Source organism: Nocardioides sp. ChNu-99 (assembly GCF_029493445.1).
Classification (GTDB): Bacteria; Actinomycetota; Actinomycetes; order Propionibacteriales; family Nocardioidaceae; genus Nocardioides.
Genome location: NZ_JAHWBL010000014.1, coordinates 39672 through 64476 on the forward strand (window position 1 = coordinate 39672; position 24805 = coordinate 64476).

A 24805-nucleotide genomic window follows, 5' to 3' on the forward strand; every position below is an offset into this window, starting at 1 on the left:
CTACTAAGGTGTGCCTAACCTTGGCAACTCCCCGTGACCCGGGTCTCACGCCCGCCCGGCGGGCGACGCTCAGATGGCCGTGCGGTGGAAGTTGAGGAACGACCGGGAGGGCGTCGGGCCCCGCTGGCCCTGGTAGCGCGAGCCGTAGCGCGCGGAGCCGTACGGGTGCTCCGCGGCCGAGCTGAGCCGGAAGAAGCAGAGCTGGCCGATCTTCATCCCGGGCCAGAGCTTGATGGGCAGGTTCGCCACGTTCGCCAGCTCGAGGGTCACGTGCCCCGTGAAGCCGGGGTCGATGAAGCCGGCGGTCGAGTGGGTCAGCAGGCCGAGGCGCCCCAGGGACGACTTGCCCTCCAGTCGCGCGGCCACGTCGTCGGGCAGCCCCACGACCTCGTACGTCGAGCCGAGCACGAACTCGCCCGGGTGGAGGATGAACGGCTCGTCGCCCGTCACCTCGACCTCCCGCGTGAGGTCCGCCTGGTCCTCGGCCGGGTCGATGTGGGCGTGCAGGTGGTTGTCGAAGACCCGGAAGAACCGGTCGAGGCGCACGTCGACCGACGACGGCTGCACCATGGCGGCTTCGAAGGGGTCCAGCGAGACGCGTCCGGCCTCGATCTCGGCCTGGATGTCGCGGTCGGAGAGCAGCACGGCGCCCAACCTAACCCGGGACCGGCCCCCCGGCAGCGGCGCCCGGGCGCACCGGCACACTGGATCCGTGCCCAGCGAGACCGTCTTCCACCGTTACGTCGCCCTCGGCGACTCCTTCACCGAGGGCGTGGGCGACCACGACCCGACCCGCGCGAACGGCGTGCGCGGGTGGGCCGACCGGGTCGCGGAGGTGCTGGCGGCCCGCACCGACGACTTCCGCTACGCCAACCTCGCCATCCGGGGCCGCAAGCTGCGGGGCATCGTCGAGGAGCAGGTGCAGCCCGCCATCGACCTCGAGCCCGACCTCGTCACGGTGTACGCCGGCGCCAACGACATCGTCCGCCCGAAGGTGGACCTCGACGCCCTGGCGGTCGTGTACGACGAGGCGGTCGGCCGCCTCGCCGCGACGGGCGCGCGGGTCGTGCTCTTCACCGCGTTCGACCCGGGCAGCGGCGGCATCTACGCGCCCATCCGCGGGCGCTTCGCCCTCTACAACGAGCACGTGCGCGAGATCGCCGAGCGCCACGGCGCGACGATCGCGGACTCCTGGCGCATGGCCCGCCAGCTCCCCGCCGACCTGGCCTCCTCCGACGCCCGCCTGTGGGACGAGGACCGGATGCACCTCGGCCCCGCCGGGCACCAGTTCGTCGCGATGATGGTGCTCGACGCGCTCGGCGTCCTCGAGCACGGGCTGGAGCCGCTCCCGCTGTCGGAGATCCCCGACGTACCCCGGCTCGCGAAGGTGCGCGCCGACCTCGACTGGACGCGCCGCTACCTCGGGCCGTGGGTCCACCGGCGGCTGACCGGCCGCTCGTCGGGAGACACGGTGGCCCCTCGGCGCCCCGGCCTCGCGCCGGTCGAGTAGCATCGGCGGCGGCCGGTCGCCCCGGCCGTGCGGATGTAGCTCAGTTGGTAGAGCGCGACCTTCCCAAGGTCGATGTCGCGAGTTCGAGTCTCGTCATCCGCTCCATGTCCTCCCCGACCTCCCCCGAGCCGGGCCCCTTCACCGGGTTCCCCGAGGCCGCGCTCGACTTCTACGACGACCTCGAGGTCGACAACACCCGCAGCTTCTGGCTGTCCCACAAGGAGCAGTACGACGCGTCCGTGCGCGCGCCGGTGCTGGCCCTGACCGCCGCGCTCGAGGACGAGTTCGGCGCCGCCAAGGTGTTCCGCCCCTACCGCGACGTGCGGTTCCGCACGGACAAGACGCCGTACAAGACCCACCAGGGCGCCTTCGTCGCGGCCGGCCCGTCGTGCGGCTGGTACGTCCAGGTCTCCGCGCGCGGCGTGCGCACCGGTGCGGGGTTCTACCGCGCCGACCCGCCGGCCCTGGCCCGCTACCGCGCCTACGCGGCCGACCCCGACACCGGCCCGCTGCTCGCGGAGCTCGTCGCGGCCGCCGAGGCCGACGGCTGGGAGCTCGCCGGGGACCGCCTCAAGACCGCGCCCCGGGGCTTCGACGCCGCCCACCCGCGCATCGCGCTGCTGCGCCACCGCTCGCTCTCGTTCGGCCGCGACCACGGCTTCGAGCCCTCGGTGATCGGTGTGCCCGCGTTCGCAGAGACGGTACGGCGGGACTGGCGCTCCCTGCGCCCGCTCGTCGAGGCGCTGGCCGAGGTGCTCGACGACCCGTTCGGCGCCGAGCCGGCCTGAGCCGTGCCCTGGCCGGCGCGTCGACCGGGCGCTCAGCGCGTCTGCCAGGCGTCCTCGTCGGCGGTGCGCTCGACGACCTCGGCGGGCAGCTCCCGCGACGACAGGTGCGCGATGGTCACGTTCTCGAAGACGTCGCGCAGCGAGTGCCGCGCGGCGATCCACACGTGCTGCAGCACGGCGGCCGCCTCGTTGTAGGTCACGGACTCCGGCCGCAGGCCGTAGACGGAGACCAGCGGGCCGTCGACGGCGCGGATGACGTCGGCCACCGAGATCTCGCCGGCCTCGCGCTGCAGGCGCCACCCGCCGTACTGACCCCGCTGGGAGACCACGAGGCCCGCGCGACGCAGGTCCGCGAGGATCGCCTGGAGGAACCCGTGGGGGATCTCCTGGAGCCGACCGAGCTCCTCCGCGCTGACCGGCCGTCCGTTGTCGCGCCCGGCCATCTCGATGAGGGCCCGCAGGGCGTAGTCGGACTTGGCGGAGACGCGCATGGGCCGATTCAACCAGAAGCGACACCACCCGGGTCCCGCGCCGGTGACCCCGTCGGGGTGAACAGGCCGGGGATCGGGCGGGCGGTCGGGCGGGGGATCAGGCGGGGAGGAGCTGCTCGTCGGCGGCCGCGTCGCGGGCCGCGGCCCGGCGCGCGGCGCGCTCGTGCTTGACGGCCCAGACGATGCCGACGACCCAGAGCACGCCGAGCACCGCGGCGAGCACGCCCGCCTGCGCGCCGGTGGCGCCGGCCGAGCCGGCGATCGTGTTCGAGTTGGTGAGCACGATGAGGCCGCCGGCGGCGACGCCGAGCACGCGCGCCGGGAGGATCTTCACGAGGTACGCCGCGATGGGCGCCGCGACCACGCCGCCCGCGAGGAGCGCCAGCGCGTAGCCCCAGTCGATGCCGGCCGCACCGAGCCCGAGCAGGAAGCCGAGCGAGCCGCCGACCGCGACGACGAACTCGGAGGTGTCGATCGAGCCGACCACCTTGCGCGGCTCGAGCCGCCCCGACGACAGCAGCGTCGTGGTGCCCACCGGGCCCCAGCCCCCGCCGCCGATGGCGTCGAGCGCACCGCCGAAGAGCCCCATGGGCGCGAGGAAGCCGGCGCTGGGGCGCCCGTTGAACTGCGGGCGGCGCCCGCCGAGCACGAGGAACCGGAAGATCACGTAGAGGCCGAGGGCGAGCAGGATGCCGGAGACCCACGGCTTGGCCGTGTCGCCCGGCAGGCTGACGAGGAACGTCGCGCCGGCGAAGGCCCCGACGAAGCCGGGCCCCGCCAGGATCGCGACCGTGCGCCAGTCGACGTTGCCCAGCTTGTGGTGGGAGAAGCCCGAGACCAGCGACGTGCCGATCTCGGAGAAGTGCACGGCGGCGGAGGCCGCGGCCGGGGCGACGCCCGCGGCGAGCAGCAGCGTGGAGGAGGTCACGCCGTACGCCATCCCGAGGGAGCCGTCGACGAGCTGGGCCAGGAACCCCACGACCCCCAGCACGATCAGCTTGCGCACACCTGCCCCCTCCGGGCCCGTCGTCCCCGTCCACGGCCAAGACGACCGCGACTGCTAACTCGACAAGGAAACCTAGGTTAGTCGCCGCGTGGGCGTATGGAGGCGTCCGGATGGTGGGACCGCCGGCGGTCGAGGTGGTGAGCGCCTCGCGACGCGATGCGCTCGGCGACTTGAAATCTCCGGCCGCTCGTCCGATCATTGAAGTTACTGGCTGGTAGCGATCGGCCCGACCCCTCTTCGACCGCACGAAGGTGATGCAGCGTGAGCCACTACAAGAGCAACCTGCGCGACATCGAGTTCAACCTCTTCGAGGTGCTCGGTCGCGACGAGATCCTCGGGACCGGTCGCTTCGCCGAGCTCGACGGCGAGACCGCCCGCGAGGTCCTGCGCGAGGTCGACCGCCTCGCCCGCGAGGACCTGGCCGCCTCCTTCGAGGACGCGGACCGCAACCCCCCGGTCTTCGACCCCACCACCCACACCGCCCCGATCACGCCGAGCTTCAAGAAGAGCTACGACGCGTGGATGGACGCCGAGTGGTGGCGCCTGCAGATCGACGAGGACCTCGGCGGCCAGCAGGCCCCGTCCAGCATCGTGTGGGCCCTCGGCGAGCTCGTGCTCGGCGCCAACGCCCCGGTGTGGATGTACGCCGCCGGCCCGGCCTTCGCGGCCGTGGTGCACCGCAACGGCACCGACCGCGACAAGCGCATCGCGCAGCTGATGGTCGAGAAGAAGTGGGGCGCCACGATGGTGCTCACCGAGCCCGACGCCGGCTCCGACGTCGGCGCGGGCCGCTCGCGGGCGACCCCCAACGAGGACGGCTCGTGGAACATCACGGGCGTCAAGCGCTTCATCACCTCGGCCGAGTCCGACCTGCAGGACAACATCATCCACCTCGTCCTCGCCCGTCCCGCGGGCATCGAGGGCGTCGGCGGCCCGGGCACGAAGGGCCTCAGCCTCTTCGTCGTGCCGAAGTACCACTTCGACCACGAGACCGGCGAGCTGACCGGCGAGCGCAACGGCGTCTACGTCACGAACGTCGAGCACAAGATGGGCATCAAGGTCTCCAACACCTGCGAGGTCACCTTCGGCGACCCGCAGGTCGGCGGCGGCGAGCCGGCCCAGGGCTGGCTGCTCGGCGAGATCCACGACGGCATCGCCCAGATGTTCCAGGTCATCGAGAACGCCCGGATGATGGTCGGCACCAAGGCCATCGCGACCCTGTCGACCGGCTACCTCAACGCGCTGGAGTACGCGAAGAACCGCGTCCAGGGCGCCGACCTGACCAACTCGGCGAAGACCGCGCCGCGCGTCACGATCACGCACCACCCCGACGTGCGCCGCTCGCTGATGACGCAGAAGTCGTTCGCCGAGGCCATGCGCTCGCTCGTGCTCTACACCGCCTCGTGGCAGGACAAGGTGCAGATCGCCGAGTCCACCGGCGAGAAGGACGACCTCGCCGAGGCCGTCAACGACCTGCTGCTCCCGATCGTGAAGGGCTACGGCTCGGAGCGCTCGTGGGTGCTGCTGGGCACCGAGTCGCTGCAGATCTTCGGCGGCTCGGGCTTCCTGCAGGAGTACCCGGTCGAGCAGTACGTGCGCGACGCCAAGATCGACACCCTCTACGAGGGCACGACCGCGATCCAGGGCCAGGACTTCTTCTTCCGCAAGATCGTCAAGGACCAGGGCCGCGCGCTCGGGCACCTCGCGGGCGAGATCAAGGGCTTCATCGAGTCCGAGGCGGGCAACGGCCGCCTCAAGACCGAGCGGGCCCTGCTCGCCACGGCCCTCGACGACGCGAACGCCCTCGTCGGCCTGATGATCAACGACCTCATGTCGGCCGACGCCTCCAGCGGCGGCGACATCCGCAACGTCTACAAGGTGGGTCTCAACACCACCCGCCTGCTCATGGCGCTCGGCGACGTGGTCTGCGGCTGGCTGCTGCTGCGCGGCGCCGAGGTGGCGCTCAACGCGCTCGCCGGCGACCCGGGCAAGGACAAGGCGTTCTACGAGGGCAAGGTCGCCGCGGCGCAGTTCTTCGCGCAGACCAACCTCCCGCGCATCAGCGCGGAGCGCGCCATCGCCGAGTCGACCGACCTGGCGATCATGGACCTCGACGAGTCGGCGTTCTGATCCCCCGGCGGGCGACCGCCTGACGCACCACCCGCTCCACGCAAGGGGCCCCCGGCGCACCGCCGGGGGCCCCTCGTCGTACCCGCCCGCCACCGGCCCCCGCCACCGGCCCCCGCCACCGGGACGGGTACGGCGGCCCTCACCCGCCCGGGGCCGCCGCCACCACCGCGTCGGTGAGCCGGTCGAGCACCTCGGAGCGCACGCGCCAGCGCTGCCAGAACAGCGGCACCGAGCTCGGCGCGCCGCCGGGCAGCGGGACGACGCGGCGTCCGGGCCGCGCGCCGCTGCCGGGCTCGTCGAGCTGTCCGTCGAGGAACATCCCCCAGCCCAGCCCGCGACGCACCGCCTCGGCCATGTCGGCCGTGGTCGGCACCCGGTGGACGACGTCCGGCGGCGGGACGCCGAGGCGCTCCAGCTGCTCGTGCTGCAGCGTGTCGAGCTCGTTGAACCGCACGAGCGGGAGCCGGCGCCAGTCGACGGCGTCCGGTCCACCGACCCGCGCCAGCAGGTCCGCGTCGACGACGGGGTGGTAGCGCAGCGCGCCGATCGGGCGCACCGAGCAGCCCTGGACGGGCTGGTCGTCGGAGGTGACGGCGGCCAGCACCCGCCCCTCGCGCAGCAGGCGGGCCGAGTGCGCCTGGTCCTCCACGTGCACCTCGAGCGCGACGCCGGCCCAGCCCGCGACGGCCTCGAGCACGTCGTGGAACCAGGTGGCGAGCGAGTCGGCGTTGACGGCGACGGCGACCGTCCGGGGCGCGGCGTCACCGCCGAGGCGCCGGGAGGCCTCCGCCGCCAGCAGCTCGGTCTGCCGGCCGAGGGCGACGAGCACCTCCCCGCTCGCGGTGGCGCGGCACGGCGCGGCGCGGCTCACGACGACCTGGCCGACCTGGGCCTCGAGCGCGCGGACGCGCTGGCTGACGGCCGACGGCGTGACGTGCAGCGCGCGGGCCGCCGCCTCGAACGTGCCGTGGTCGACGACGGCGACGAGGGCGGCGAGCTGGGCCGGCGCGAACATGAAGCAACGCTAAGCGATGCGAAGATCCTTTCGCTTCCCTTCACACCTGGGGCGCCCTAGCGTCGGGCGCGTGCCCCTCCCCGACTCCGCCCTGATCGCCCTCGCCACCGGCCTGGTCACCGGGCTCGGCCTCATCGTCGCGATCGGCGCGCAGAACGCCTTCGTCCTGCGCCAGGGCCTGCTGCGCCGCCACGTCGCCGGGGTGGTCGCGGTGTGCGCCGTCTCCGACGCGGTGCTCATCACCGCCGGCGTGGCCGGCGTCGGCGGGCTGGTCGACGCCGCGCCCCTCGCGCTCGAGGTGCTGCGGTGGGGAGGGGTCGCCTTCCTCGTGACGTACGGCGTGCTCGCCCTGCGCCGCGCCACCCGGGGCGACGCGCTCGACCCGGCGGCCGCCGCGGGGGCGGGGGCGCGCCGTACCCTCCTGACGGCCGCGGCGCTGACCTGGCTGAACCCGCACGTCTACCTCGACACCGTCCTCATGCTGGGCTCCGTGGCCCAGCAGGAGGGGCCGGACCTGCGCTGGTGGTTCGCGGGCGGCGCGGTCGTCGCGAGCCTCGCGTGGTTCACGGCGCTGGGGTACGGCGCGGGCCGGGCCCACCGCCTGCTGTCGCGCCCGGCGACCTGGCGCGTGGTCGAGACGCTCGTCGGCCTCGTCATGCTGGCCATCGCCGCGCGGCTCGCGTGGGCGCCGGTGGCCTGAGTCACGGCGCCCCGACCGGCGTCGCGGCGAGCCTGCGCGGACGACGAGGGGCGGGGTCACGGGCCTCCTCTAGGATGGGAGCCCCGACCTCCGTAGCCCGCCCTCGCTGCACCGCCCGCACCCGCGACCGCGACCAGCACCGACCACGAAGGCCGTCACTCCTTGCTGCTCGCCGTCGTCGCCGCCCACCTCGTCCTCGCCGCGGTGGCCCCCGCCCTCGTGCGCCTGCTCGGCCGCCGCGCGTTCCTCGCCCTCGCCCTGCTCCCCGGGGCCACGACCGTCTGGGCGGTCACGCTCCTCGACGACGTGCGTGACGGCGGCAGCGTCACGACGGTGGTCGACTGGGTCCCCGCGCTCCACCTCGAGCTGGCCTTCGCGGTCGGCACGCTGCAGTGGGTGATGCTGCTCGTCGTCGCCGGGATCGGCACGCTCGTGCTGACCTACTGCGCCTGGTACTTCGAGGACGGAGCGCCCGGGCTCCCCATCTTCACCACCAGCTTCGTCGCCTTCGTCGGCGCCATGCTCGGCCTCGTCATGGCGGACGACCTGCTCGTGCTCTTCGTCTTCTGGGAGCTCACGACGATCTTCTCGTTCCTGCTCATCGGCTTCGAGCCGACGAAGCGCTCCAGCCGGCTCGCGGCCATGGAGGCGCTCGTCGTCACCACGCTCGGCGGTCTCGTCATGTTCGTCGGCATGCTGCTGCTGGGCCGCGAGGCGGGGACGTTCCGCATCAGCGAGATCCTCGCCGACCCGCCGGCCGGCACGGCGGTGACGGTCGCCGTGCTGCTGCTGCTCGTCGGGGCGGTCAGCAAGTCCGCGATCTTCCCCTTCCACTTCTGGCTGCCCGGCGCCATGTCGGCGCCGACGCCGGTCAGCGCCTACCTGCACGCGGCCTCGATGGTGAAGGCCGGCATCTACCTCGTCGCGCTGCTGGCGCCCGCCTTCGCCGACGTGCCCGGCTGGCACCTGTCGCTGCTGACGCTGGGCACCGTCACGATGCTCGTCGGTGGCTGGCGGGCGCTGCGCCAGGTCGACGTCAAGCTGCTGCTCGCCTACGGCACCGTCAGCCAGCTCGGGTTCCTCGTCGTCGTGCTCTCCATCGGCTCCCGCACGGCCGGGCTCGCGGGGCTCGGCCTGCTGGCGGCCCACGCCCTGTTCAAGGCGACGCTCTTCCTCTCCGTCGGCATCGTCGACAAGCAGACCGGCACCCGCGACCTGCACCGGCTCTCCGGCGTCGGCCGGGCCGTGCCGGCCGTCGCGGTGGCCGCGATCCTGGCGGGCGCGTCCATGGCCGGCCTGCCCCCGCTGCTCGGGTTCGTCGCCAAGGAGACCGTCTTCACCGCGCTCCTCGAGCTCACCCACGGCGAGACCGCGGGGGTCCCCGGCTGGGCCGGGTGGCTCGTCGTCGCCGGTCTCGTCGCCGGCTCGGCGCTCACCGCCGGCTACACGGCGCGCTTCCTGTGGGGCGCGTTCGCCGCCAAGCCGGGCGTCGAGGCGACCCCGGTGAAGCCGCTCCACCCCGCGTTCGTCGTCTCCCCGGTCGTGCTCTCCGCGCTCGGCCTCGGCCTCGGCTTCGCCGGGGCGGCGCTGACGACCGTGTTCTCGCCGTACGCCGACACGCTCGTCGCGGGCGAGCACGAGGAGTACCTCGCGCTCTGGCACGGCCTCGGGCTGCCGCTGCTCTTCTCGCTGGTCACGATCGTCGGCGGCGTCGCGCTCTTCGTGGTGCGAGAGCCGCTGTGCCGCTTCCAGCGGCGGATGGCGCTGCCGGTCACCGCGGAGGGCGTCTACCGGTTCTGCATGCGCGCGGTCGACCGGGTCTCGGTCGAGGTCACCGGGACGCTGCAGCGCGGCTCGGTGGCCAACTACCTCGCCATCATCCTCGGCGTCGTGCTGCTCCTGCCGGGGTACGCCGCGGTGCGGGCCGTCGCGACCGGTCAGTCCCCCGTCGAGCTCGTGGCCTGGGACCGCATGGCGCAGCCGGTGATCGGCGTCGTCGTCGTGGCGGCCGCGATCGCGACGGTGCGCTCGCGCCGGCGGCTGCGGGCCGTCATCCTGGCCGGCGTCACCGGGTACGGCGTGGGCCTGCTCTTCCTCGTGCAGGGCGCGCCCGACATCGCGCTGACCCAGGTGCTCGTCGAGACGGTCAGCCTCGTCGTCTTCGTCCTGGTGCTGCGCCGGCTGCCGGACTACTTCACCAACCGGCCGCTGAGCCGCCAGCGCTTCTGGCGCATGGGGCTCGCGGCCCTGTTCGGCACCGCGGCCGCCGGGTTCATGGTCGTCGCCGCCGCCGCGCGCACCGCAACGCCCGTGTCCGCCGCCTTCCCCGAGGCGTCCGTCGAGTTCGCCTACGGCAAGAACATCGTCAACACGACGCTGGTCGACATGCGCGCCTGGGACACGATGGGCGAGATCTCCGTGCTCGTCGCCGCCGCGACCGGCGTGGCCAGCCTGATCTTCCTCGACACCCGGATGTCCGGCATCCGCCGCGTCCACGACATCCCGTACCCGAAGGGCGTCGAGAAGCAGCCCACGTCGCCGGGGCGCCGGGTGTGGCTGCCCGGTCCGCGCACCCTCAGCCCCGACCGCCGCTCGATCATCTTCGAGGTGGTCACCCGGCTGGTCTTCCACGTGATCATGGTGTTCGCGATCTACCTGCTCGTGGCCGGCCACAACCAGCCCGGCGGCGGCTTCGCGGCCGGCATGGTGACGGGTCTCGCGCTCGTCATCCGCTACCTGGCCGGGGGCCGCTACGAGCTCGACGAGGCTGCGCCGATCGACGCGGGCATCCTCATCGGCACGGGCCTGTTCATCTCCGCGCTGGCGGGGTTGGCGCCGATGCTCTTCGGCGGCGTGCCCCAGCAGACGGCGGACTACTACCTCCACCTCCCCCTGCTGGGCGAGGTGCACCTGGTCTCCTCGATCTTCTTCGACATCGGCGTCTACCTCGTGGTGGTGGGACTCATCCTCGACCTGCTCCGCACCTTCGGCTCGCGCCTGGACCGCCAGATCCTGCGCGCGGAGCGCGAGGGCCGTCCGGCCGGCTCCGGCTCGAAGCCCGGGGCGGTGGTCTGACGTGGAGGTCAACGCCACCCTCGTGGTGACCTGCGGCGCCCTCGTGGCCTGCGGCACCTACCTGCTGCTCGAGCGCAGCCTGACCCGCGTGCTCGTCGGCCTCGTGCTGCTGAGCAACGGGGTCAACATCATGTTCCTCATCTCCAGCGGGCCGTCGGGGAGCTCGCCCATCGTGGGCTCGTCGGACCCCGCGGAGATGACCGATCCCCTCCCCCAGGCGCTCGTGCTGACGGCCATCGTCATCACCCTCGGCACGGTCGCCTTCCTGCTCGCCATGGCCCACCGGTCGTGGCAGCTGCACGAGCACGACGACGTGCAGGACGACGTGGAGGACGCCGCCATCCGCAAGCTCGCCATCGACGACGCCACGTCGGACAGCTACGGCCTGACGACCCGGGCCCAGCAGGACGACGACGAGGCCCCCCGGGAGGACGGCGCATGACCAACCTGGTCCCGCTCCCCGTGCTGCTGCCCCTCCTGGGCGCCGGCCTCGCCCTCATGCTCTCGCGACGCCCGCAGGCGCAGCGGGCGGTGACGTTCGGCGTACTCGTCGCCATCGTCGTCATCGCCGCCGTGCTGCTCGTCGCCGCCGACCGGGACGGGCCGCAGGTGGTGTGGCTCGGGGCGTGGGAGGACATCGGCATCGCGCTCGTGGCCGACCGCCTGGCCGCGCTGATGCTGCTCGTCTCGTCGGTCGTCACCCTCGCGGTCCTCGCCTACTCCATCGGCCAGGGCATGACGGGTGACGAGTCGGAGGCGCCGGTCTCGATCTACCACCCGACGTTCCTGGTGCTCGTCGCCGGCGTCTCGAACGCCTTCCTGGCCGGCGACCTGTTCAACCTGTTCGTCAGCTTCGAGATGCTGCTCTTCGCCAGCTACGTGCTGCTCACGCTGGGCGGTACGGCGGCCCGCGTGCGGGCGGGCACCATCTACGTCGTCGTCAACGTGACGTCCTCGATGCTGTTCCTCATCTCGCTGGCCGCGGTCTACGCCGCGGTGGGCACGCTCAACCTGGCGCAGATCGCGCTGCGGCTCGACGACCTGCCCCACCACGTGTCACTGACGCTGCAGCTGCTGCTGCTCGTCACGTTCTCGATCAAGGCGGCCGTCTTCCCGCTGTCGCTGTGGCTGCCCGACAGCTACCCGACCGCGCCCGCCCCCGTGACGGCCGTCTTCGCGGGCCTGCTGACGAAGGTCGGCGTCTACGCGATCCTGCGGCTGCAGACCCTGCTCTTCCCCGCCAGCCCGCTGACCGACCTGCTGATGTGGGCGGCGCTGATCACGATGCTCGTCGGCATCCTCGGCGCGGTCGCGCAGTCGGACATCAAGCGCATGCTGTCCTTCACGCTGGTCAGCCACATCGGCTACATGATCTTCGGCATCGCCCTGGCCACCGAGGCCGGGCTGTCGGGTGCGGTGTTCTACGTGGCGCACCACATCACCATCCAGACCGCGCTGTTCCTCGTGCTGGGCCTCATCGAGCGCCGCGCCGGGAGCACGGCGCTGCTCCGCCTCGGCGGCCTGGCCCGGCTGGCGCCGCTGCTGGGCGTGCTCTTCTTCGTGCCGGCGATGAACCTGGCGGGCATCCCGCCGCTGTCCGGGTTCCTCGGCAAGGCCGGGCTGCTGCAGGCCGGCCTCGCCGACGGGTCGTGGCTGGCGGTGCTGCTCGTCGCCGGCGGCACCCTGACGAGCCTGCTGACCCTGTACGCCGTCGCGAAGACCTGGGCGCTCGCCTTCTGGCGGTCCCCCGAGCAGGCGCACGAGATGATGCGGATGCTGCCCACGGGCGCGGACCCGGCGGAGGACACCACCTCCTCGGCGCCGCACCTCGTGCGCCACCGCGGTCACGTGCACGTCGGCTCGGTCGCCTTCGGCGAGCGCGACGTCGCCGAGGCCAAGCGGGTGGCGGACGACGACGAGCCCGACCGGGACCTCCACCAGCGCCTCCAGGACGGCTCGCTGCCGTCGCGCCTGCCGGCGTCCATGGTCGTGCCGGCGGCCGGCCTCGTGCTGGTGAGCGTCGCCATCACGTTCCTCGCCGGCCCGCTGTTCGCGTTCACGGACCGCGCGGCGGACGACCTGCTCGAGCGCACGCCGTACCTCTCCGCCGTGCTGGGGGACGAGGGATGAGCCCGCAGATGAAGACGACGCGCGGGGGCCTGCAGCGCCCGGCGCGCTACCGCTCCGTGCAGTGGCCGATGGTGCTGGTGCTCACCCTCGTGTGGTGGGCGCTGTGGGGCAGCTACAGCGCGTTCTCGTTCGTCGGCGGCGTCGTGGTCGCGGTGGGGGTCTGCCTCGTCTTCCCGCTCCCGCCCCTGCGGATGCAGGTGCGGCTGCGGCCGTGGGCGTTCGTCGTGCTGGTGGCCCGGTTCCACTGGGACGTGCTGGTCGCCAGCGTCCAGGTGGCCCGCGTGACGCTGTTCCCGCCGAAGGACCTGACGAGCGCCCTGGTGGAGGTGCCGCTGCGCACCGAGTCCGACTTCGTGCTCACCGTCGTCGCCCAGCTCGCCTCCCTCGTGCCCGGCAGCGTCGTGGTCGAGGTGCACCGCGCCAGCCACACGCTGTACCTCCATGCGCTCGACGTCTCCGACGAGGCCGACATCGAGGACGTGCGCCGCCGCGTGCTCGCGCAGGAGGACCGGGTGCTGAACGCGTTCGGCGGACCCGAGGAGCACACCCTGACGGAGGTGGACCGATGACCGTGATGACGGCCCTCATGGCCGTGGCGGGACTGCTGCTCGGGGTGTCCGCCCTGCTCGTGGTGCTCCGCATGGCGCTGGGCCCCACGATGCTCGACCGCGCTATCGCGTTCGACGTGCTCATCGCGGTCAGCATCTGCGCCGTCGCCGTCGAGGCGGCGATCGACGCCAACACCGAGACGATCCCGCTGCTGCTCGTGGCGACCCTGCTCGGGTTCGTCGGCTCCGTCAGCGTCGCCCGGTTCTCGCCGGGCAGCGACGACGTCGAGGCCGAGGAGTCCGACGACCCCGACAACCGCGCGCGGCTGGCCCAGCGCCGGGCGCGCAGCCTGCGCGAGGACAGCCTGCGGGCGAGGAGGATGAAGCGATGAGCCTGACGGACGTCCTCGACGTGGTGGCCGCGGCGCTCCTGCTCCTCGGAGCGCTGCTGACCCTCATCGCGGCCATCGGGCTGCTGCGCTTTCCCGACCTGCTGACCCGGATGCACTCCGCGACCAAGCCGCAGGTGCTCGGCCTGCTCCTCGTCGTGCTCGGCCTCGCCCTGCGCCTGCGCGACCCCTCCGCCACCGCGCTGCTCGTGCTCGTCGCGATCTTCCAGATGGTGACCTCGCCCGTCGCGTCCCACATGGCCGGGCGCGCGTCGTACCGAGCCGGGCAGGTGCGCGACGACCTCCTCGTCGCCGACGAGCTCAGCGAGGCCCTGCCGCGGCTGAAGGAGAACCGCGGCGCGCCGTGACGGGGCGTGGCGGGTTCCCCGGTGCACCGGGGAACCCGCCACTTCCGGTGCCAAGCTTTCACCCGGAAGTGGCGGGTTGCGGCGTCAAGTGTCGCCCGGAGGCAAGTCCGGGGCCGGTACGGCGGCCCGCCCGGCCGCGCGCCTCTCCCGCTCGGCGGGGCTCGAGGCCCCGCCCCGCCCCGGACGCACGAGAGCCCCCGAGCATCGCTCGGGGGCTCTCGTCATGCCGGGGACGCCCGGGGGCGTCGGCGATCAGCGCGTGAAGCGCTGCTCCTTGCTCCACCGCTCCTTCTTGCGACCCGCGCCCTGGGGCGCGTCGTCGCGGTTGCGCGGGCCGCGCTCCGACCGCTCGGGGCGATCGGCGCTGCGGGCGCCGGCCGGGGCGCCGTCGCGGTTGCCGCGGTAGCCGCCGCCCTCGCGGTTGCCCTGGTAGCCGCCACCCTCGCCGGAGCGCTCGGGACGGTTGCCCTGGTAGCCACCCTCACGGTTCCCGCGGTAGCCACCCTCGCGGGCACCACCCTCACGGTTGCCCTGGTAGCCGCCCTCACGGTTCCCGCGGTAGCCACCCTCGCGGGCACCACCCTCGCGGTTGCCGCGGTAGCCACCCTCGCGGTTGCCCTGGTAGCCGCCACCCTCGCCGGAGCGCTCGGGGCGGTTGCCCTGGTAGCCGCCCTCACGGTTCCCGCGGTAGCCACCCTCGCGGGCACCACCCTCGCGGTTGCCCTGGTAGCCGCCGCCCTCGCGGTTGCCGCGGTAGCCGCCCTGGCCACCACCGCGGTTGCCGAAGGAGCGCGAGCCGCCGCCACGGGGGCCGCCCTCGCTGCGGGGACCGGCGGTGCGCTGGGGAGCGGCCTCGCCGGACTCGTCGAGCGACTTCACGGTCAGCGGACGCTGCGCCTTGCGGAAGTCGTGGTGACGGACCTCGACCGCGGCGCCCTTCTGCAGGCGGACGACGGAGGAGAGGAACTTCGGCGTGGTCAGCGTGACGACACCACCGTCGTCACCGGCGCGGGCCGTGCGGCCCGAGCGGTGCAGGTAGGCCTTGGGGTCGGAGGCCGCGTCGAAGTGCACGACGAGCTTCACGCCGTCGACGTGGATGCCGCGGGCGGCGACGTCGGTGGCCACGACGGCCTGGGCGTCGCCGGAGGAGAAGCGCGCGAGGTTCCGCTCGCGCACCCGCTGCGACAGGTCGCCGTGCAGGTCGACGGCCGGGAGGCCGGCCTGCTCGAGGGCGTCAGCGAGCTCGATGGCGCCCTCACGGGTGCGGGTGAACACGATCGTGCGGCCGTTGGCCTTCACGAGGTCGACAGCGGCGTCGACCTTCTCGCGGAAGCCGCCGACGACCATCGTGTGGTGGGTCATGGTGGTGACCGCACCGGCGTTCGGGTCGAGCTGGTGCAGGCGCGGGTCGCGCAGGTGGTGACGCACCAGCGTGTCGACGTCGCCGTCGAGCGTGGCGCTCAGCAGCATGCGCTGCGTGCCGGCCGGCGTCATGCCGACGAGCTCGTCGACGACCGGGAAGAAGCCCAGGTCGCACAGGTGGTCGGCCTCGTCGAGGACGGTGACCTCGACGTCGTCGAAGAAGCAGTAGCCGTTCTCGAGCAGGTCGCCCAGGCGGCCCGGCGTCGCGACGACGATGTCCGCGCGCTGGCGGAGCTGACGGGTCTGGCGCTCGTAGGGCACCCCGCCGTACACGGTCGTCAGCTTGAGGCCGACGGCCTCGGCGAGCGGCTGCATCGAGCGGGTCACCTGCGTGGCGAGCTCGCGCGTCGGCACGATGATGACGGCGCGGGGGTGGCAGGGGCGGCTGCGCTTGCCGGCGAGGCGCTGCATCACGGGGATGCCGAACGCCAGCGTCTTGCCGGAGCCGGTCTGGGCGCGGCCCAGGACGTCGTGGCCGGCGAGGCCGTCGGGGATGACGGCCTGCTGCACCGGCGTGGGCGACGTGATGCCCTGCACGGCGAGCGCGGCGATGAGGTCGGCGCGCAGCTCGGGGAACGACGGGGCGTCCTCGGCGGCCGCGGCGAGCGCCTCGGCGATCTCGGTGGCCTCGTCGGCCTCGGCGACCTCCGGGACCTCGACGTCGGCGGCCTCGGTGGTCGCGGTCGTCTCGTCGGCGGCGGGGGCCTCCGACTCGGCCGCGGCGGCGGCCTCGGTCTCGACGGACTCGATCGGCGCGGACTCCGTGGCGGGGTCCGTCACGACGGGCTCGGCCGTCGGGTTCTCGGAGGTGCTGCTCGCGGCAGCGGTGTGCTCAGGGGTGTGGGAAGACAAAGCGGAACCTTCAATTCACAGCGGTGACGGGCATGCGTCTGCGCGCGGAACCGCGGGTGCGGAGCCGATGGGCCTGACGAGACGCGATCTCGATGAACCCGATCGCTGGTCTCTGCATCCCCTGGAGCGGGGACGCACCACACCGGGTGCAAGGAAAGAGGTGGCTGCCGCCGCGAGGGGCGGACCACTGGCCGTCGTCCAGAGTACGCCGCTGCTCCCCCGACCGTGAATCCTCACGGTTGTCTCGTGGGTCACCCCCGGGGCGGTCCGACCCGTGGTGGCAGTCTGTGCCCGTGAGCACCGAACCCACCGACGAGACGTCGGGCACCCCGACCGCGACGCCGACCGACAGCCGGCCCGTGCTGATGCGTCGTCGCTGGTGGGTGACCTTCACGGTGCTGCTGGCGGCGGTCGTGGCCGTCGTCTGGTGGGTGCGCCAGCCCGACGCCGACCCGCCCGCCGACGACCCCGACAGCTCCAGCGAGAGCGGCGGGGACAGCGGGGACAGCGAGGACGGGAGCGCCGCGGACGACGGGACGCTGGGCGTGCCCGACGGCTTCGACGTCGGCGGCACGGCGTGGGAGCGCGACACCTCCCCCGCGGCGCAGCAGCGGCTCGACCAGGCGCTCGAGGTGCTGTCGGACCGACCCGCGGGGGCGGAGGGCGGTCCGGAGGGCGGCGTCTACGTCGTCGAGGGCACGAGCGACCCGGCCGAGCAGCTGGTCGCCGTGGTGCTGGCCAGCGAGGCCCTGGGCACCGCCCCGCCGGCCGAGATCGCGGCGCAGACGGTCGAGTTCAACCTGGGCCAGGAGATCGTCTCCGACGAGGTCGACGGCGGCGGCGTGGCGTGCGGCTTCGTGCCCGTCCTGCTCGCGGACGAGCAGCAGGCGCAGCAGTGGTTCTGCGCGGCGGCGTACGGCGACGCGGTCGCCAACCTCCTGCTCCCCCTGTCGGTCACCGACGCGGCCGCGGCCACCGCCCAGGCCACCGCCTTCTACGAGGCCGCCCGCGCCTGACGGCCGCCGGGACCGGCGCGCGCCCGGCGCGCTCCCCGGCGCGCTCCCCGGGCTCAGCCCTCCCCGCCGAGCGGCAGCAGCAGCTGCGCCGGCCCGTCGGCGCTGACGCGGACCGGCACCCCCCAGTCCTGCTGGTGCAGGTGGCAGGCCGCACCCTCTGCGGGCACGCCGTCCGGCGCGACGTCGCACGACGCCGCCCGCGCGGCCACGTGGAGCACGCCCTCCCCGACGGCCGGGTCGAGGACGAGCCGGCGTACCAGGTCGGTGCCCCGCCCCTCGCCGTCGCGCAGCAGCGCGGGCGGGGTGGCGGAGACGTGGAGCTGCGACGGCGGACCGAAGCGGTCGTCGACCTTCTGCCCCGGCGGCGGCGTGAACGCGACGACGAGCTCGACGCCGCCCGCGACCTCGGTGACGGGGCGCTGCGTGGTGTGGGCGAAGCCGTCGGTGGCGACGACCCCGCCGAGGGCCACGCGGGTGAGGCGGTGGGCCGTCGACTCCACGACGACGAGGTGGTCACCCTCGACGTGGGCGCCGCTGGGCTCCGCCAGGTCGGTCGCCAGCGTCGTCAGCTCGCCCCGCTCGCCGGCCCGCGGGTCGAAGCGGCGCACCGCGCCGTTGTAGGTGTCGCAGACGGCCACCGAGCCGTCGGGCAGCACGGTGACGCCGAGGGGGTGCTGCAGCAGTCCCGCGTCCTCGTCGTGGCCACCGGGGCCGTCGCGGAACCCGAAGTCGAACAGCCCGGAGCCGACCGCGGTGCGGACCTCGCCGGTCGTGCCGTCCACCCAGCGCAGCGACGAGGTCTCGGAGTCGGCCAGCCAGAGGCGGTCCCCGTCGACCGCCAGGCCGGAGGTCTGGGCGAACCACGCCGACGCGAGCGGGCCGTCGAGGAGGCCCTCGTTGGTCGTGCCCGCGGCGACCTCCACCGCGCCGGTGAGGGGGTCGAGGGTCCACAGCTGGTGGATCCCGGCCATCGCGACCCACACCCGGTCGCGCCACCACACCACGTCCCACGGCGAGGACAGCCGCTCCGTGCCGTCGCCCTGCATCCACTGCGTGCCGTCGCCGGCCAGCACCCGGGTGCCGCCGTCGGCGAGGGCGAGGCCCACGAGCCGGTGGGCGACGGTGTCGGCGACCACCACGTCGTACCCCGCCCGCTGCGCCACGTCCGCCGGGAGCAGGCACACCCCGTTGGGCTCGCGGAACCCGCCGAAGCGCCGCAGCACCGGGCCGTCCGCGCCGGCCAGCTCGACGACCTCGTCGTGGCCGGCGTCCGCGACCAGCACCCGCCCGTCGGGCAGCGGCACCGCCTTCGCGGGGAAGCGCAGGTCGCCCGCGACGGCGGGCGGCGGGACGTACGGCGAGTCCCCCGGCTGCAGGGTGCCCCGCTCGCGGTGCTCGGCCACCAGCTCGTCGAGCAGCCGGTCGACGGCGTGGGCGTGACCCTCCCCGGCGTACTGCGCCACGACGTAGCCCTCCGGGTCGACGAGCACCAGCGTCGGCCACGCACGGGCCGTGTAGGCCTGCCAGGTGACGAGCTCGGGGTCGTCCAGCACGGGGTGGGCCACGTCGTACCGCTCCACGGCGGCCACGAGTGCGTCCGGATCGGCCTCGTGGACGAACTTCGGGCTGTGCACGCCGACGACGACGAGGTGGTCGGCGTGCTTCTCCTCCACGGGGCGCAGCTCGTCGAGCACGTGCAGGCAGTTGACGCAGCAGAAGGTCCAGAAGTCGAGCAGCACGAAGCGGCCCCGCAGGCCGCCCAGCGTCAGGGGCTCCGCCACGTTCAGCCAGCCGCGCCCGCGCAGCTCGGGGGCCCGGACCCGGGGGACGGTGCCGTCGTTCCTCGTCATGCGGGCGAATCTAGGCGGCGCCACCGACCGTCCCGACGCGGCCCTCCACAGGACGTCGCGGGGCCTCCCCGTGGGTCGGTGCCGTGGCTACTGTGGCGCCCATGACGACGCAGGAGTCCGTGCCCGCGACCACCGCCCCCGACGACGACACCGCCCGCCTGGCGGCGTACGTCGACGTGTGGTGGCTGGCGGTCGGCGAGGCCCTCGAGCTGGCCGAGCAGGTCCCCGACGACGCCTGGGCGACGCCGACCGAGCTGCCGGGGTGGACGGCGCGCGACGTGCTGGCCCACCTGGCGCACCTCGAGGCCGTCGCGGTCGGCGCCGAGCACACCCCGGTGGACGTCGGCGAGGCACCGCACGTCCGCAACGACATGGGGCGCTTCTGCGAGGAGGGCGTCGTGGCGCGGCGGGACTCGCCGCCCCGCACGCTGGTGCACGAGCTGCGCGCGGCGGCGACCACGCGGCGTACCGCGCTCGCGGCCACCCCGCCCACCGACCCGTCCGCTCCCGCGCCGGGCGCGTTCGGCGCGATCGGGTGGGACACCGAGACCTTCCTCGGCAACCGCCCCCTCGACGTGTGGATGCACGCGCTGGACATCCGGCGGGCCGTCGGCCTGCCGGGCGAGGTGGAGGGGCCGGCGGCGTCGTACGTCGCGACCAAGCTGCTGCGCTCGTTGCCGTTCGTGGTCGGGAAGCGGGCGCAGGCGCCCGTGGGTACGACGGTCGTGCTCGACGTCGCGGGACTGTCCCCCGTCGCGGTCGAGGTGGGCGCGGACGGCCGGGCGCGGGAGGTCGACGTCACGGCCGTGGCGAGCCCGTCGGTGCGGCTGTCCTGCGACCTGGAGACCTACGTGCTCGCCGCGGGCGGGCGCGGGACGCTCGACCCGGCCGCGTTCGGCGTCGAGGGCGACCGCGCGCTCGCCGACCGCGTCCTCGCCAGCCTGGCGGTCACGCCGTGAGCGCCTGGTCGCTGGCCGACGTGCCGTCACTGACCGGCCGCACGGTGGTGGTCACGGGTCCGACCAGCGGGCTCGGCGAGGTCACTGCGCTCGAGCTGGCCCGCGCCGGCGCCCGCGTCGTGCTGGCCGCCCGCAGCGAGGCGAAGCTGGACGTCACGGAGGCGGACATCCGCCGCGAGGTGCCCGGCGCGCAGCTGGAGCGCCTGCTCGTCGACCTGTCGTCCCTGGCCTCCGTGCGCGCGGCGGGCGCCGCCGCCGCGCCCCTCGGCGCGATCGACGTGCTCGTCAACAACGCGGGCGTGATGGCGACGCCGGCGCGCCGCACCGACGACGGCCTCGACCTGCAGATGGCGACGAACCACTTCGGCCCGTTCCTGCTGACCGGCCTGCTGCTCCCGCAGCTCGTCGAGGGCGGCGAGGGGCGCGTCGTGACGGTGTCGTCGATGATGCACACCATCGCGCGCACGCCGCCGCTGGGCGACCCGCGGCGGGCACCCCGGCGCTACAGCCGGTGGGGCGTCTACGGGCAGACGAAGCTGGCCAACCTGCTGTTCACCCACGAGCTGCAGCGCCGGGCCACGGCGGCCGGTCTCCCGCTGCGGGCGCTGGCGGCGCACCCGGGCTACGCGTCGACGCACCTGCTGTCCTACGGGCAGACGGGCGGGTCGGGCGGCGGGGCCGCCTCGATCCTCGACGCCGTCACCCGGTTCACCGCCCAGTCGGCGGCGCAGGGTGCGCAGCCGACGATCATGGCGGCCACCGCGGACCTGCCCGGCGGCACCTACTGCGGACCCGGCGGGTTCCGGGGCATCCGCGGCAAGCCCCGGGTCGTGGGTTCCACCGCGCTCTCGCGCGACGCCGAGGCGCAGCGACAGCTGTGGGAGCTGAGCGAGGAGACCGTCGGGCTCACCTGGCCCTGACCGAGGTCGCCGGCCCACGGCCGGTCCCGGTGGTCGAGGTGGCCGCCCCCACCTGTGGTTGAGGTCGCCGCGCCCACCCGGTGGTCGAGGCGGCCGCCCCCACCGGTGGTTGAGGTGGCCGCGCCCACCCGGTGGTTGAGGTGGCCGCGCCAGCGGCCCTCGAAGGCACGCCCATCCACCTGCGCCCGCCCGGTGGTTGAGGTGGCCGCGCCAGCGGCCCTCGAAACCACGCCCGGCTGCCCCTCTGGGCCCGCTCCGGATATGGCCTGACCTGCCAGAACTGGTCCGGTGGAGAACCCTCGATCGGGTCCGAGAATGTCGGTGGTCGCTGGTGTGATGGGTCCATGACCGAGACAGCGCTGCACCCCCTCGCCGGGGTTGCTGCGCGTCTGCACGCCGACCTCGACGACGGCTTCGACCTCGGTCTGCTGACCCTCGGGTCCGCCGCGACGGGTGCCGCCCTCGTGGAGCTCGAACGCGCTGCGAACCGCCTCTCGGCGTTGCAGTCGCGGTTGCTGGCCCACGCCGTCGAGGTGCGGGTGGAGGAGGAGACCGGTGCGCCGTCGACCGCGGTGTGGTTCGCGAACGCCACGCAGGTCACCCGCGCGGAGGCGCACCGTCGGGTCCGCACGGCGATCGCGGTGGACGAGCAGTACGACGCCCTCGCCACCGGCTGTGCGTCCGGGGAGGTCTCGCCCAGCCAGGCCGAGGCCGTCGTGCGGGCGCTGGACGACCTGGGCGGTGCCATCAGCGCGGAGGTCCGGGCGGATGCCGAGCGCGCACTGGTGGGGTTCGCGGTCGATCACGACGCGAAGGACCTGCGGGTGCTGGGCCGGCGCATCCTCGACGTCGTCGCCCCCGCTGTCGGCGAGGCCCACGAGGCGGAGGTGCTGGCCCGTGAGGAGCGGGAGGCCGCCGCCAAGGTCCGGTTGACGATGCGGGAGGACGGCCACGGCAGTGTCCACGGTCGGTTCACGATGCCGGAGATGCACGGGGCGATGTTCGCGAAGATGCTCGACGCCATCGCCTCGCCCCGACGGGATCACCTACGCGGCGGGGCGGACCACGACGCCGCTGACGACACGGGCGACGCTCGGCCGTCGTGGGCGCGCCGCGGTCAGGCGTTCGTCGAGCTGATCGAGCGGATGCGCGACGCCGACCTGCCCGACGCCGCAGGAGCGGGGGCGACGGTGGTGGTGACGATGCAGGTCGCCACCCTCACGGGCGGTCTCGCTGCGGCGTCCCTCGACACCGGGCACCGCATCTCGCCCGGCGAGGCCCGACGGCTCGCCTGCGGCGCGGACCTCGTGCCGGCGGTGCTCGGCAGCAAGAGCGAGGTGCTGGACCTCGGCCGGTCGGCGCGGTTGCACAGCAAGCCTCAGCGGATCGCGATGATCCTGCGCGACGGCGGCTGCACCGCCGACGGATGCGACGCACCACCCCACCGCTGCGAGGCCCACCACGAGGACCCCTGGTCACGAGGAGGCCGGACCTCCGTCGCGAGGGGGCGGCTCTTGTGCTGGCGACATCACCGCGTCGCCCACGACCCGACGTACCTCACCGAGACCCTCGGCACCGGCAAGCTCCGGTTCACCCGGCGGAACTGAGCAGCCCCCACGATCGGGCCCCGGTGGTTGAGGTGGGTTGCTCTGACAACCCCTCGAAACCACGCCCAGGAACCCCGTCGTGGTTCCGAGGGCCGCTGGCGCGGCCACCTCAACCACCGAACAGGCGCAGCCACCTCATGCCCTCGGTGGTTGAGGTGGGTTGCTCTGGCAACCCCTCGAAACCACGCCCGAACAACCCCTCGTGGTTCCGAGGGCCGCTGGCGCGGCCACCTCGACCACCGCACTGGCGCGGCCACCGCGTGCCTTCGGTGGTTGAGGTGGGTTGCTCTGGCAACCCCTCGAAACCACGCCCAGGTTCCCTCGTGGTTTCGAGGGCCGCCGGGGCGGCCACCTCCACCACCGGACAAGCTCGGCCACCGCATGCCCTCGGTGGTTGAGGTGGGTTGCTCTGGCAACCCCTCGAAACCACGCCCGAACAACCCCTCGTGGTTTCGAGGGCCGCTGGCGCGGCCACCTCAACTACCGGACAGGCGCGGCCACCTCGACCCCACGCCCCTCGCAAACCGCTCGCGCGCGCTGCCCCACCCCGCGACGATGCGACCCGTGGACACGGTGGTGTGGATCGACGAGGCGGAGGCGGGGTGCTGCGGGCCGGCGTTCGCGGTCGCCGACGTCGTCGCGTGGCCCCTCACGGCCGACGTGGAGGCCCCCGACGGCCTGCATGACCTCGACCCCGAGCTGGGGTAGGTCGCGTGGCGGCTGTCCCTGCACGACCAGCCCGCGCCGGCCGCGCAGCGCGGCAGGGTGCGGCGCATCCGCGCGCTCAAGACCGACGTCGACCCCGAGCCGCCGACCCGGTGGCCGGCGCCGCCCCGACCGCGGCGGGGCGGCTACGCGCCGGGGCCGGAGCTGGCGTCGTACCTCGTCGACGTGCCCCAGGTGCACCGCGACGACGAGCCCTCGTCCGCGGACCGGCGCATCGCCGGGTGGCTCGTCGACCTCGACCTGTTCTGACCCCCGGGAGCCGGGGGCCGGGAGCCGGAGCCAGGAGCCTCAGCGCGAGCGCGGACCGAACGACGGCGTGATCTTCGCGAACGCCGACTCGCGGGCGACGCGGGCGTTGCGGGTCGCGAGCAGGAGCACCTGCTCGATGCGCTCGCGACCGAAGGTACGGCGCGCGCTCGACGTCTGCGCGCCGTCGAAGAGCCGCTTGGCGGCAGCGATCGCGTCGGGCGACTTCGTGCGCAGCGTCTCCGCGAGCGCCTCGGCGGCGGCGACGGGCTCGGGGTCGAGCTCGGTCACCAGGCCCAGGTCACGGGCCTCCTTGCCCGAGATGACCTCGGCGGTCATGGTCAGCTTCTTCGCCACGTCGATGCCGACGAGCTCGGAGATGCTCCGCACGCCGCTCATGTCGGGGATGAGGCCCCACTTGCCCTCGAGCACCGACCAGCGGGAGTCGGGGGTGGCGATGCGGAAGTCCGCTGCCAGCGCGATCTGCAGCCCGCCGCCGTAGCAGTGGCCGTGCACGGCCGCGATCACCGGCACGGGCACCCGGCGCCAGGCCCAGCAGGCCTCCTGGAACTTGTTGGTCCCCCGCAGCGGCGACGGCAGCAGCGCCGCCGCGATCGCCGCCGGCTTGCGCATGACGGACCCGAAGTCGAGACCGGCGCAGAACGAGTCCCCCTCGCCCGAGATGACGACCGCCCGCAGGCTGCGGTCGGTGCGCAGCCAGCGGGCGGTGCGGATCAGGTCGTCGAGCGTCTCGAGCGTCAGCGCGTTCAGCTTGTCGGGACGGGCCAGGCGCACGTGCGCCACGCCGTTCTCGACCGTGCAGGTGACGTATGTGGTGGTCGGCGAGGAGGCGCGCATGTCCGCGATGGTACTCGCGGGTAACGAAGCGCGCCTCCCCCCGACTCAGCGGAAGCGCTTGCTGACGTCCGCGGCGCTGTGCGAGGAGCCCGAACCGGCGGGCCGGGCCGCGCCGGAGCGAGCGGCGCCCGCACCGGCAGTGCGGCCCCCGCCGGAGCGCGCGCCGCCCGTGGAACCACCACGGCCGCCGGCCGAGCCG

The 24805-nt window shown here is 74.0% G+C and carries 23 protein-coding genes and 1 tRNA gene; 17 read left to right on the forward strand and 7 right to left on the reverse strand.

What is annotated here, in order from left to right; genetic code table 11:
* Nucleotides 1–69: 69 nt before the first annotated feature.
* Nucleotides 70–645 (reverse strand): dCTP deaminase, encoded by a 576-nt coding sequence (gene dcd, locus KK617_RS06970; RefSeq protein ID WP_277499033.1) that lies wholly within the window; start codon nucleotides 643–645, stop codon nucleotides 70–72.
* 67 nt (nucleotides 646–712) lie between these two features.
* Between dcd and KK617_RS06975 the strand changes: the two genes are divergently transcribed.
* The 3 genes from KK617_RS06975 to KK617_RS06985 all read left to right on the forward strand — a co-directional run bounded on the left by KK617_RS06975 (nucleotide 713) and on the right by KK617_RS06985 (nucleotide 2298).
* Complete coding sequence (locus tag KK617_RS06975) at nucleotides 713–1510, forward strand: SGNH/GDSL hydrolase family protein (RefSeq protein WP_277499034.1); 798 nt, start codon at nucleotides 713–715, stop codon at nucleotides 1508–1510.
* A 29-nt stretch (nucleotides 1511–1539) separates the two neighbouring features.
* Nucleotides 1540–1615, forward strand: a tRNA-Gly gene (locus KK617_RS06980).
* Nucleotides 1615–2298 (forward strand): DUF2461 domain-containing protein, encoded by a 684-nt coding sequence (locus KK617_RS06985; protein ID WP_277499035.1) that lies wholly within the window; start codon nucleotides 1615–1617, stop codon nucleotides 2296–2298. Before KK617_RS06980 ends, KK617_RS06985 begins: the two co-directional genes overlap by 1 nt.
* Before the next feature lie 32 nt (nucleotides 2299–2330).
* Here KK617_RS06985 and KK617_RS06990 read toward each other — a convergent pair whose 3' ends face one another.
* Together KK617_RS06990 and KK617_RS06995 are read right to left on the reverse strand one after the other, a co-directional pair.
* Nucleotides 2331–2789: an Rrf2 family transcriptional regulator gene (locus KK617_RS06990; RefSeq protein ID WP_277499037.1), complete on the reverse strand. Its 459-nt coding sequence runs from the start codon at nucleotides 2787–2789 to the stop codon at nucleotides 2331–2333.
* Nucleotides 2790–2886: 97 nt separating this feature from the next.
* Nucleotides 2887–3795 carry a sulfite exporter TauE/SafE family protein gene (locus KK617_RS06995; protein WP_277499039.1) on the reverse strand — a complete coding sequence of 303 codons (909 nt, stop codon included), beginning with the start codon at nucleotides 3793–3795 and terminating at the stop codon, nucleotides 2887–2889.
* A 261-nt stretch (nucleotides 3796–4056) separates the two neighbouring features.
* Between KK617_RS06995 and KK617_RS07000 the strand changes: the two genes are divergently transcribed.
* Nucleotides 4057–5925 (forward strand): acyl-CoA dehydrogenase, encoded by a 1869-nt coding sequence (locus KK617_RS07000; RefSeq protein WP_277499041.1) that lies wholly within the window; start codon nucleotides 4057–4059, stop codon nucleotides 5923–5925.
* Nucleotides 5926–6064: 139 nt separating this feature from the next.
* On the opposite strand, the gene KK617_RS07005 is transcribed toward KK617_RS07000, so the two are convergent.
* The gene (locus tag KK617_RS07005) at nucleotides 6065–6940 is read right to left on the reverse strand and encodes an ArgP/LysG family DNA-binding transcriptional regulator (RefSeq protein ID WP_277499042.1); all 876 of its coding nucleotides are present in this window, start codon (nucleotides 6938–6940) and stop codon (nucleotides 6065–6067) included.
* Between the two features lie 70 nt (nucleotides 6941–7010).
* Here KK617_RS07005 and KK617_RS07010 point away from each other — a divergent pair, with 70 nt between their 5' ends.
* The 7 genes from KK617_RS07010 (at nucleotide 7011) to mnhG (ending at nucleotide 14150) form a co-directional block, all read left to right on the forward strand.
* Entirely contained in the window at nucleotides 7011–7640 is a 630-nt protein-coding gene (locus KK617_RS07010; protein ID WP_277499044.1) for a LysE/ArgO family amino acid transporter, read from the forward strand.
* A gap of 162 nt (nucleotides 7641–7802) precedes the next feature.
* Entirely contained in the window at nucleotides 7803–10715 is a 2913-nt protein-coding gene (locus KK617_RS07015; protein WP_277499046.1) for a Na+/H+ antiporter subunit A, read from the forward strand.
* 1 nt (nucleotide 10716) lies between these two features.
* Nucleotides 10717–11157 carry a Na(+)/H(+) antiporter subunit C gene (locus tag KK617_RS07020; protein WP_277499048.1) on the forward strand — a complete coding sequence of 147 codons (441 nt, stop codon included), beginning with the start codon at nucleotides 10717–10719 and terminating at the stop codon, nucleotides 11155–11157.
* Complete coding sequence (locus KK617_RS07025; protein ID WP_277499051.1) at nucleotides 11154–12845, forward strand: Na+/H+ antiporter subunit D; 1692 nt, start codon at nucleotides 11154–11156, stop codon at nucleotides 12843–12845. The genes KK617_RS07020 and KK617_RS07025 overlap by 4 nt, the downstream gene beginning before the upstream one ends.
* An 8-nt stretch (nucleotides 12846–12853) precedes the next feature.
* Nucleotides 12854–13414 carry a Na+/H+ antiporter subunit E gene (locus KK617_RS07030; RefSeq protein ID WP_277499053.1) on the forward strand — a complete coding sequence of 187 codons (561 nt, stop codon included), beginning with the start codon at nucleotides 12854–12856 and terminating at the stop codon, nucleotides 13412–13414.
* Entirely contained in the window at nucleotides 13411–13785 is a 375-nt protein-coding gene (locus tag KK617_RS07035) for a monovalent cation/H+ antiporter complex subunit F (protein WP_277499054.1), read from the forward strand. The genes KK617_RS07030 and KK617_RS07035 overlap by 4 nt, the downstream gene beginning before the upstream one ends.
* Nucleotides 13782–14150, forward strand: a complete 369-nt coding sequence (mnhG, locus tag KK617_RS07040) for a monovalent cation/H(+) antiporter subunit G (protein WP_277499056.1) — start codon at nucleotides 13782–13784, stop codon at nucleotides 14148–14150. The genes KK617_RS07035 and mnhG overlap by 4 nt, the downstream gene beginning before the upstream one ends.
* 252 nt (nucleotides 14151–14402) lie before the next feature.
* Here the strand turns inward: mnhG and KK617_RS07045 are convergent, their stop codons facing one another.
* Nucleotides 14403–16424: a DEAD/DEAH box helicase gene (locus KK617_RS07045; RefSeq protein ID WP_277499058.1), complete on the reverse strand. Its 2022-nt coding sequence runs from the start codon at nucleotides 16422–16424 to the stop codon at nucleotides 14403–14405.
* Between the two features lie 293 nt (nucleotides 16425–16717).
* Between KK617_RS07045 and KK617_RS07050 the strand changes: the two genes are divergently transcribed.
* On the forward strand, nucleotides 16718–17440 hold the full coding sequence (locus KK617_RS07050; protein WP_277499061.1) for a hypothetical protein: 723 nt from the start codon (nucleotides 16718–16720) through the stop codon (nucleotides 17438–17440).
* 53 nt (nucleotides 17441–17493) lie between these two features.
* Here KK617_RS07050 and KK617_RS07055 read toward each other — a convergent pair whose 3' ends face one another.
* Complete coding sequence (locus tag KK617_RS07055) at nucleotides 17494–19290, reverse strand: NHL domain-containing thioredoxin family protein (RefSeq protein ID WP_277499062.1); 1797 nt, start codon at nucleotides 19288–19290, stop codon at nucleotides 17494–17496.
* Between the two features lie 101 nt (nucleotides 19291–19391).
* On the opposite strand from KK617_RS07055, the gene KK617_RS07060 reads away from it, so the two are divergent.
* The 5 genes from KK617_RS07060 to KK617_RS07080 all read left to right on the forward strand — a co-directional run bounded on the left by KK617_RS07060 (nucleotide 19392) and on the right by KK617_RS07080 (nucleotide 23751).
* Complete coding sequence (locus KK617_RS07060; RefSeq protein ID WP_277499063.1) at nucleotides 19392–20249, forward strand: maleylpyruvate isomerase family mycothiol-dependent enzyme; 858 nt, start codon at nucleotides 19392–19394, stop codon at nucleotides 20247–20249.
* Nucleotides 20246–21169: an oxidoreductase gene (locus tag KK617_RS07065; RefSeq protein WP_277499064.1), complete on the forward strand. Its 924-nt coding sequence runs from the start codon at nucleotides 20246–20248 to the stop codon at nucleotides 21167–21169. The genes KK617_RS07060 and KK617_RS07065 overlap by 4 nt, the downstream gene beginning before the upstream one ends.
* Nucleotides 21170–21513: 344 nt before the next feature.
* Nucleotides 21514–22776 carry an HNH endonuclease signature motif containing protein gene (locus KK617_RS07070; RefSeq protein ID WP_277499065.1) on the forward strand — a complete coding sequence of 421 codons (1263 nt, stop codon included), beginning with the start codon at nucleotides 21514–21516 and terminating at the stop codon, nucleotides 22774–22776.
* 564 nt (nucleotides 22777–23340) lie between these two features.
* Nucleotides 23341–23484 (forward strand): DUF6578 domain-containing protein, encoded by a 144-nt coding sequence (locus KK617_RS07075; protein ID WP_277499066.1) that lies wholly within the window; start codon nucleotides 23341–23343, stop codon nucleotides 23482–23484.
* Between the two features lie 57 nt (nucleotides 23485–23541).
* Nucleotides 23542–23751: a hypothetical protein gene (locus tag KK617_RS07080; protein WP_277499067.1), complete on the forward strand. Its 210-nt coding sequence runs from the start codon at nucleotides 23542–23544 to the stop codon at nucleotides 23749–23751.
* A gap of 39 nt (nucleotides 23752–23790) precedes the next feature.
* Here KK617_RS07080 and KK617_RS07085 read toward each other — a convergent pair whose 3' ends face one another.
* Entirely contained in the window at nucleotides 23791–24606 is an 816-nt protein-coding gene (locus KK617_RS07085) for a crotonase/enoyl-CoA hydratase family protein (RefSeq protein ID WP_277499068.1), read from the reverse strand.
* Between the last annotated feature and the right edge of the window lie 199 nt (nucleotides 24607–24805).

What these genes read in the sequence shown, in the direction of transcription:
- KK617_RS07025 (WP_277499051.1), top strand. Translation starts at nt 11,154, where the DNA reads ATGACCAACCTGGTCCCGCTCCCCGTGCTGCTGCCCCTCCTGGGCGCC.
- KK617_RS06990 (WP_277499037.1), bottom strand. Translation starts at nt 2,789, where the DNA reads ATGCGCGTCTCCGCCAAGTCCGACTACGCCCTGCGGGCCCTCATCGAG.
- KK617_RS07055 (WP_277499062.1), bottom strand. Translation starts at nt 19,290, where the DNA reads ATGACGAGGAACGACGGCACCGTCCCCCGGGTCCGGGCCCCCGAGCTG.
- KK617_RS07060 (WP_277499063.1), top strand. Translation starts at nt 19,392, where the DNA reads ATGACGACGCAGGAGTCCGTGCCCGCGACCACCGCCCCCGACGACGAC.
- KK617_RS07035 (WP_277499054.1), top strand. Translation starts at nt 13,411, where the DNA reads ATGACCGTGATGACGGCCCTCATGGCCGTGGCGGGACTGCTGCTCGGG.
- KK617_RS07085 (WP_277499068.1), bottom strand. Translation starts at nt 24,606, where the DNA reads ATGCGCGCCTCCTCGCCGACCACCACATACGTCACCTGCACGGTCGAG.
- mnhG (WP_277499056.1), top strand. Translation starts at nt 13,782, where the DNA reads ATGAGCCTGACGGACGTCCTCGACGTGGTGGCCGCGGCGCTCCTGCTC.
- KK617_RS07030 (WP_277499053.1), top strand. Translation starts at nt 12,854, where the DNA reads ATGAAGACGACGCGCGGGGGCCTGCAGCGCCCGGCGCGCTACCGCTCC.
- KK617_RS06985 (WP_277499035.1), top strand. Translation starts at nt 1,615, where the DNA reads ATGTCCTCCCCGACCTCCCCCGAGCCGGGCCCCTTCACCGGGTTCCCC.
- KK617_RS07070 (WP_277499065.1), top strand. Translation starts at nt 21,514, where the DNA reads ATGACCGAGACAGCGCTGCACCCCCTCGCCGGGGTTGCTGCGCGTCTG.
- KK617_RS07005 (WP_277499042.1), bottom strand. Translation starts at nt 6,940, where the DNA reads ATGTTCGCGCCGGCCCAGCTCGCCGCCCTCGTCGCCGTCGTCGACCAC.